Genomic DNA, 5,708 nt, shown 5'->3' with positions numbered 1-5,708 from the left:
TGGGTCGCGGTCTTCCTCAACAGCGGCGATCAGGTCACGGACGAGCGGCGCGTTCAGCGATTCGACGCTGTGCCCCGCCGGTTCGCAGACAACGCGCCACTCCGAGTCGGACGGAGCCGGCGTCCAGCACGGATGCGGGTAGTGCATCAGGTATCCGCCTCGGTAGGCGAGGATTCCGTCGCTGCCGAGGATATGCAGCCCCATCGACCGGTTCGCGAACCGGTTCCCTTCCTTGCGCGAGAAGAAGTGGCCCAGCACGCCGCCCGCGAAGCTATACGTCGCGTGCAGGCAGTTCCCGAGGATGGGCCCAATGTGCTCGTCGCCGAGCCGCGCATCGCGCCGACCTGCGTCGTGACCGTCCTGAAGCACCGACGCCTGAACCCATCGCGGCGTCCCGACGAAGTAGCACATCAGGTCGAGGATATGCGTGCCGAGAACCATCAGGTCCTGCCCGCCGCCCCGGCTGTCCATCTTCCCGAACCCGTGGAGCTCGCGGATCTCGCCGATGGTTCCGTCGGCGATCATGCGCTTGGCTTCGGCGATGAACGGGTGCGCGCGCGTCTGGTGCGCGACGGCGATCTTGACGCCGTTCTCGTCGCAGGCCCGGATCATGTCGTCGGCTTCTCGAGCTGTTCGCGCCAGCGGCTTCTCGCAGTAGATGCCCCTGACGCCGGACTGTGACGCCGCGATAACCATGTCGCGATGCTGATCGACCCATCGCGGCGCGACGCTCACCAGGTCGAGCTTCTCGCGCCGAAGCATCTCGCGGTAGTCGGCGTATCGAGCCTTCGCGGGAACCTTGAGCCGTTCCCCGGCGGCGTTCAGTCCTACCCCGTCGGCATCGGCGACAGCGACGATCTCCGTCTCCGCGACGTCGAGATAGACCGTGTCGAGTCCGTGTCCGTAGTTGCCCCGTCCCGTGTGCCCGATGACTCCGGCGCGATAGGTCGTCATGCTCTCCCTCCCACTCGCATCAGCGCGAAAGGTTCCGCCAGAACTCGACGCGTCCGACGGGCGGGTCCTGCCAGTTGGAGCCGTAGAGATCGATATCACCGTCGGCGTCTAGATCGCCGACGCGCAGGTTGTGCGAGCCCGTCGCCGCCACGACCTGGCGCCGCCATGAATGGCCCCCGCCGGCATTGAAGAAGACGAGCACTTCATCCGGGTCGTCCGACTGCGCCATCTCCGCGGTCACGATATCCAGCGCTCCGTCGCCGTCCACGTCGGCGAGCTCCAGAGAGTGCGTGAACGCGATCGGGTCCTGGACGACATGCTCGCGCCATCCGCTCGTCGTGGGGTCTTCGGGAGCCTCGAACCACACAAGACGCGCGGTTCCTTCCGATGGCGTCAGGACGATGTCGGCTCTGCCATCGCCGTTGATATCTCCGACCTTCACGGATGTATCGCCATGACGCCAGTCGGCGTAGGCATGCTCCGTCCACGCACCGTTGGCGCGGCGGTACCATCGACTCGCAACGACGATGTCCGGTGACCCATCGCCGTCAAGGTCGCCGGTCGCGAGGCCTTCGCCGTCGGGGCACGCGAACGTCGTATGCTTCCATACATCGCCCGATTCGCGTGCCCAGACAAAGATGCGATCCCTTGGGCCTCGTGACCACGTCGAGACGGCCGTCCCCGTCGACGTCGGCGAGCTCCAGGTCGTGCGCGTGTTCGTTGTGGACGCCAATCAGGTGGGGAGCCCATGGGTCGGAGCTCGGATCGCCTGCGGGCATGGGGTTCTCGTACCAGCGGAGGATGCCGGCGGAGCCATCTGGCACGACGACGTCCAGGTCGCCGTCGGCGTCCACGTCGCCAAGCTCCATGTCGGTCGTGAAGTTGCTGGCGTCGCGTGTGATGACGACTCGGTTCCACTCAGGAGCGGGATACCAGATGAGCCAGTCGCGGTTGGCGAGAACCAGGTCGGCAAGCCTGTCGCCGTTAAGGTCGCCGATCGCCTTGCAGTCGCCCCAGAACTCGCGGTCGATGACGACATGCTCGAAGCGCACGTCCGCGCCCGCAGCGGATGCCGCCAGCCACGCGAGCAGAACCACGGCACGCATCGTCTCTGCCTCCTGCGGCTCACCAAGCGAACGTGCCCTTCCACGCGGCTTTCAGGTCGTCAATGGACGCGGAGACGCACTCGGAGCCGTCGTCTCGGCGGACGACGAACCGATCCGACGCCGTCACGGTTCCGATCCGTCCGAAGGCCGCTCCGTGTGACGCCAGCACGCTCTCGAACCGGTCCGCGTCCTCGGGCTTCACCGTGACGATGAATCGGCTCGCCGACTCCGAGAACAGAATCTCGTCTGCTCGGATCAGCCTATCCGCGACCGGCACACCCTCGACGGACAGCGCCATGCCAAAGCCGCCAGCGAACGCCATCTCCGCCGCTGCGACCGCGATACCGCCCTCCGAGCAGTCGTGCGCCGCGCTGACCAGCCCCGCCTGGATGGCAGCGTGGAGGGCGTCCATGCTCCGCCGGCCCTCATCGGGACGCACCTGCGGCACGCTCGCTCCGACCTCACCGAGCAGGGCGTAATAGTGGGAGCCCCCAAGCTCGCGGTAGGTCCGTCCGAGAACGTAGACGACCTCGCCCGGAGCCTTGGCGTCCATGGACACGACCTTCTCGACATCGGGCACCACGCAGATCGCCGAGATGAGCAGCGTCCCCGGTATCGCGACCTGTTCGCCAGTACGTCCATCGCGGTACTCGTTGTAGAGGCTGTCCTTGCCGGAGATGAAGGGCGTCTCGTACGCCTTGGCGATGTCATAGCACGCCTTGGACGCGCGGACGAGTCCCGCCAGCCGGTCGGGCTTGTCCGGGTTCCCCCAACTGAAGTTGTCGAGCAGCGCCGTCCGTGTCCGCGATCCACCGACGGCGACGACATTCCGCAGCGCCTCGTCGATGGCGAGAGCCGCCATCCAATACGGGTCGATGTCGCCGTACTTCGGGTTGATCCCGTTGGCGACGATCACGCCTTCGGGTTCACCGAGAACGGGCTGCACGACGCATGCGTCGCCGGGTCCGTCGTCGGACGCGCCAACCAGCGGCTTCAGAACCAGACCGCCCTGCACCTCGTGGTCGTATTGCCGGACGACCCACTCCTTGCTGGCGACGTTCGGCGCCGCGAGGATCGCACGGAGGGCTTCGGTCAGGTCGGCAGGCTCCGGGAACTGTGGGTCGCGCCGCGTCGGCGGGTTCCAGACCGCCTGCTTCATCGCACGCGGGATGCCGTCGTGCAGGAACTCCATATCGATGTCAGCGACGCGCTCGTCCTCGAAGAAAACCTCCAGCCGGCCTGTGTCCGTGAACTCCCCGAGAACCGTCGCTTCGACGTTCTCCGCCCGGAACACGTCCAGGATCGCGTCCCGGTTCTCCGGCGGAACCGCCAGAACCATCCGCTCCTGCGCCTCGGAGAGCCATATCTCCCACGGCAGCAGACCGGCGTATTTCAGCGGCACGCGCTCCAAGTGAACCCGCGCGCCGATGTCCTTGCCCATCTCCCCGACCGCCGACGAGAACCCCCCCGCGCCGCAGTCGGTCACGTCCCGATAGAGTTCCAAGTCGCGCGCTTGCAGCAACGTGTCGCTGACCATCTTCTCGACGATCGGGTTGCCGATCTGCACGACGCTTCCCAGCGATTCGGACGTCTCATCGAGCTCCAGCGACGAGAAGGTCGCGCCGTGGATGCCGTCCCTGCCCGTGCGCCCGCCGACGGCGAGAATCAGGTCGCCGGGCTTCGCGCCCTTCTCGACGCGGTCGATGGGAATGATCCCTACCGTCCCGGCAAAGACGAGCGGATTCGCGGTATAGCGCGGATCGAACAGGATCGCGCCGTTCGCCGTCGGGATTCCCATGCGGTTCCCGTAGTCCCGCACGCCAGAGACGACGCCCTTGAAGATGCGGCGCGGATGGAGCACGCCATTCGGCAGGTCGTCGTACGAGGCATCCGGCAGGCCGAAGCAGAACACGTCGGTGTTCAGGATCGGCTTGGCGCCCAGGCCGGTTCCCAGGATGTCTCGGATGACTCCGCCGATGCCGGTTCCTGCGCCGCCGTACGGCTCGATGGCGGACGGGTGATTGTGCGTTTCGACCTTGAAAGCGATGTGGTAGTCGTCGCTGAACCGGACGATCCCCGCGTTGTCCTTGAACACGGACACGCAGAAGTCGGAGTCGAGCTCGCGCGTCACGCGGGCGATGGTGCTGCGGAGGATGCTGTCGATCACCTCGACGCTCTCGCCCTCGCGATACTCGATGACGCCTCGGAACGTCTTGTGGACGCAGTGCTCCGACCACGTCTGGGCGATGGTTTCCAGCTCGACGTCCGTCGCGTCTCGCCCCTTCGACCGGTAGTACGCCTGAACCGCGCGCATCTCCGTCAGATTCAGCGAGAGCGTCCCGCGACGGCTGATGTCGAGCAATTCGTCGTCCGTCGCGTCGCGCAGCGGGATCGTGCCGACGTTCGCGGGCATCAGATGATCTCCAGGGCGTCGACATCAGGGAGCGACGGGAACGCTGGCGTCGGCAGCGTCTGGTACCAGTACGCGACGGATGCGATATCGTCCTGCAACGGCAGATACCGCCCGCCGCTGCGCCATCCCAGAGCCTGGATCGTCACGCGAATGTCTCCCTCGAACCGGACCGGATCGACGACATGCCACCGGTACATGCTGAACCGCTGCTGCGACTGATAGGTCCCGTCCGGTCGGATCACAGGGCACATGCCCATGTAGGGCGTCGAGTAGGCGGTGTACTGCCCATCGACGTCCCAGTTGTAGGCTCCGCCGAAGTAGTCCTCGGTGCCGGTTCCGCAGATGGTCGGGAACTCGCCGTCGCCGTCGAGGAAGAACTTGATCTCGCCCTCGCCCCACCAGCCGGTGTTGTTGACACCCCACGCCAGCGCCGTTCCGACGTATTGACCCTGTCCCGCGACGCCTTCGAGGATCGTATAGGGCTGCTTGTAGGGCAGAGGGTTCGTCCGGCGGAACTGGGCGTGGAAGTAAGCGGCATCATCCGGCACATCAGTCAGCGTGTAGTTGACCTGGTAGTAGTGCGTCAGCGGCTCGGTGTGCCGGTTCTCCAGCGTGATGCGGCATCGCTTACGGAAGGGCATCTCCCAGAAGCAGTTGTAGGCGCGGTTAGGATTGACGGCGACCATCTGCGAGTTGATCTGGGCAAACCGCCCCCACCCTGACGCGAAGAAGTCGGCGATGGGCGTCTCGACAGACGGCGCTTCCTGGTCGTCCCAGTAGATGCGCAGGATGTAGTACCGTGCCACCGGGCCCTTGCGCGACACGTCGCCGCTCAGCCACATCGACTGGATCGCCCCGGGGCCCGCGATGTCGGCGATGGTGTACGTCTCGCCAGCCCGGATAACGACGCTCGGCGATACCTTCCACCCGACGCCGAGGTCGCGAGCGCACGACGCGCCCGTTCCCTCGGTTGCCATGCCGCCCCTGCCCTTCGCGCCGCCGGGGTTTTCGGCGCTGATCGACCGCGTACGGGCGTTCGAGAGACGCCACAGGTTCCCCGGATGCATGCCGAGCCCGTTGAATGGCGTCATTCGCTTCCTTTCGAAGGCATCACGAGAGTCGATGTCGAGCCCCATCTGCCCTCGAACACGAAGTGAGTCAAGGAATTTCGGACGCGCGCAGCGAGCTCCCGATCCCGGAAATCCTCAGGCAGAGAGGACGGCTCGTCGAGGTAG

5 protein-coding genes are annotated in these 5,708 nt (G+C 65.9%); all 5 read right to left on the bottom strand.

Features of this window, described 5'->3' with window-relative positions:
* The coding region (locus FJZ36_17730) for a Gfo/Idh/MocA family oxidoreductase (protein ID MBM3216739.1) at window positions 1–954 on the bottom strand (954 nt) is incomplete at its 3' end.
* A 19-nt stretch (window positions 955–973) separates the two neighbouring features.
* Entirely contained in the window at window positions 974–1,687 is a 714-nt protein-coding gene (locus FJZ36_17725) for a VCBS repeat-containing protein (GenBank protein ID MBM3216738.1), read from the bottom strand.
* Window positions 1,503–2,060, bottom strand: a complete 558-nt coding sequence (locus FJZ36_17720) for a VCBS repeat-containing protein (protein ID MBM3216737.1) — start codon at window positions 2,058–2,060, stop codon at window positions 1,503–1,505. The genes FJZ36_17725 and FJZ36_17720 overlap by 185 nt, the downstream gene beginning before the upstream one ends.
* Window positions 2,061–2,079: 19 nt before the next feature.
* Entirely contained in the window at window positions 2,080–4,473 is a 2,394-nt protein-coding gene (gene purL / locus FJZ36_17715; GenBank protein ID MBM3216736.1) for a phosphoribosylformylglycinamidine synthase subunit PurL, read from the bottom strand.
* Entirely contained in the window at window positions 4,473–5,564 is a 1,092-nt protein-coding gene (locus FJZ36_17710; GenBank protein ID MBM3216735.1) for a DUF2961 domain-containing protein, read from the bottom strand. The genes purL and FJZ36_17710 overlap by 1 nt, the downstream gene beginning before the upstream one ends.
* Between the last annotated feature and the right edge of the window lie 144 nt (window positions 5,565–5,708).

Source organism: Candidatus Poribacteria bacterium (assembly GCA_016866785.1).
Lineage (GTDB): Bacteria > Poribacteria > WGA-4E.
Note: the sequence above shows the minus strand (reverse complement) of the source record. Positions and strands in the feature narration are given on the sequence as shown.